The following is a 1,886-nucleotide window of genomic DNA, read 5'->3' as shown; positions in this document are numbered from 1 at the left end:
GAGCCGCAGGCCGACCCGGTAGGCCCGCAGCGGCAGGGTGAGGGGCGGCGCCCTCACGCGAGGCTCCCGGCCGAACGTCCCGCCGTCCCGTCGGCCGGCACGCCGAGCCAGTTCGCGCCCACCCGGTCCGGTCGCCCGACGAGGGCGTAGGCCCGGTCGTGCACCCGGTTCATCTCGGCCTCGAGCCGCTGGCGCAGCCGCTCGAACGCCTCCGCCTCGACCTCGCGCGGCACGTGGATCGCCTCGCCGAACACCACGGCCCCCCGGCCGAAGGGCAGGCCGAGGCAGGCCCGGTCCCAGGAGTTGAAGCGGATATGGCGGCTCGTCACCACGGCGACCGGTACGATCGGCCGGCCGGAGAAGCGGGCGAGCGTGAGGATGCCGGCATCCGCCCGGCGCGAGACCTTCGGCACGTCGGCGCTGAAGGCGACGGTCTCGCCGGCTTTCAGCGCCTTCAGCATGGCGCGCAGGCCCTCGGCCCCGCCCTTGGCGCGCGCGTCGCGCACCACCCGGCCGCGGGCCCCCGAGGCGCGGATCACCCGCACGCCCATCCGGGTCAGCGCGATCGTGTTGATGTTGCCGTCGGGGTTGCGCGAGATGATCGTGGCGATGCGGTCCTGCGGCCGCCGGGCGAACGGCACCATGATGTGCTGGCCGTGCCACATGCCGGCGATGAAGGGGCTGTGCCGGTCGATCCAGGCATCGCCCCCCGCGGACTCGACCGTGAACCGGTTGGTGCGCCGCACGAGGCCCAGATAGGCGGCGGCGAGCGCGCCCAGCCCTTCCTGGACGGCCGGTAGCCGGCTGATGCGTTTGAGGAGGCTCATCTTCGCTTCCGGAAACCCGCCGCGCGGGCGCGGACGGATGGCTAGGGGGCGAGGCCGGGACGGCGAGCCGGGCTTTCACCGGAGCTTTGCGCCGGAACTGAGGAGGCGGGCACCGGGGGTGCATCTATCCCCGCCGCGCGCGGCCGCGCAACCGACCCTGGGTTGTGCGGCCGCGCGGGTCCTGGACGATGCCGGCCCTCCGGCCCGTCCTCCGGCCCGTCCTCCGGCCGGGCGCCGCGGCGGCCTCGCCGCCTTCGTCACGGGTTCGCGCCGGGGCGGCTTGACGCGCGCGCCCGGAGCCGCGATGCGCGGGGGCGATGCCGGATCCCACGCCCTTCCGCCTCGCCCATCTCAGCGACCCGCATGTCGGGCCGCTGTCGCGTCCCCGCCTGCGCCACCTGCTCGGCAAGCGCGCGACCGGCTACGCCAACTGGCGGCGCGGGCGCTCGCGCAGCCACGACATGGCGGTGCTCTCCGCCCTGGTGGCGGACCTGAGGGCGCAGAGGCCCGACCACGTCGCCTGCACGGGCGACCTCTGCAACATCGGCCTGCCGAGCGAGTGGGAGACGGCGCGCACCTTCCTGGAGGCGCTGGGCACGCCCGACGCGGTGAGCTTCGTGCCGGGCAACCACGACGCCTACGTGCGCGGCTCGTTGGAGGGCCTGCTCGCCCAGTGCGACCGCTGGACGGCCGACGACGGCGGCTGCGGCAGCCGCTTCCCCTACCTGCGGCGGCGTGGCCCGCTCGCCCTCGTCGGCCTCTCGACCGCGATCCCGACCATCCCCTTCGTGGCGAGCGGGCGCCTCGGCGGGGCGCAGATCGCGGCGGCCGAGGCGCTGCTGCGGGCGCTCGCGACGGAGCCCGGCCGGCCCTGCCGGGTGGTGATGATCCACCACCCGCCCCATCCGGGTGGCGCCTCGCCAGGGCGGGAACTCCGGGACGCGGCCGCCTTCACGGCGATGATCGCGCGGGCCGGCGCCGAGCTGATCCTGCACGGCCACAACCACGTGGCGAGCCTCGCCGCGGTGGCTGGGCCGGGAGGCAGGCGGTGCCGACGAC

2 protein-coding genes are annotated in these 1,886 nt (G+C 76.0%); one reads left to right on the top strand and one right to left on the bottom strand.

Features of this window, described 5'->3' with window-relative positions; translation table 11 throughout:
- Positions 1-53: 53 nt before the first annotated feature.
- Positions 54-827 carry a lysophospholipid acyltransferase family protein gene (locus AX737_RS22170; protein WP_066924971.1) on the bottom strand — a complete coding sequence of 258 codons (774 nt, stop codon included), beginning with the start codon at positions 825-827 and terminating at the stop codon, positions 54-56.
- A 317-nt stretch (positions 828-1,144) separates the two neighbouring features.
- Between AX737_RS22170 and AX737_RS22165 the strand changes: the two genes are divergently transcribed.
- On the top strand, positions 1,145-1,886 hold a 742-nt coding region (locus AX737_RS22165), incomplete at its 3' end, for a metallophosphoesterase (protein WP_066924969.1).

The organism is Methylobacterium sp. CCH5-D2, from assembly GCF_001556475.1.
GTDB lineage: Bacteria > Pseudomonadota > Alphaproteobacteria > Rhizobiales > Beijerinckiaceae > Methylobacterium > Methylobacterium hispanicum.
This window is presented reverse-complemented; position numbering and strand designations above follow the sequence as displayed.

What these genes read in the sequence shown, in the direction of transcription:
- AX737_RS22170 (WP_066924971.1), bottom strand. Translation starts at nt 827, where the DNA reads ATGAGCCTCCTCAAACGCATCAGCCGGCTACCGGCCGTCCAGGAAGGG.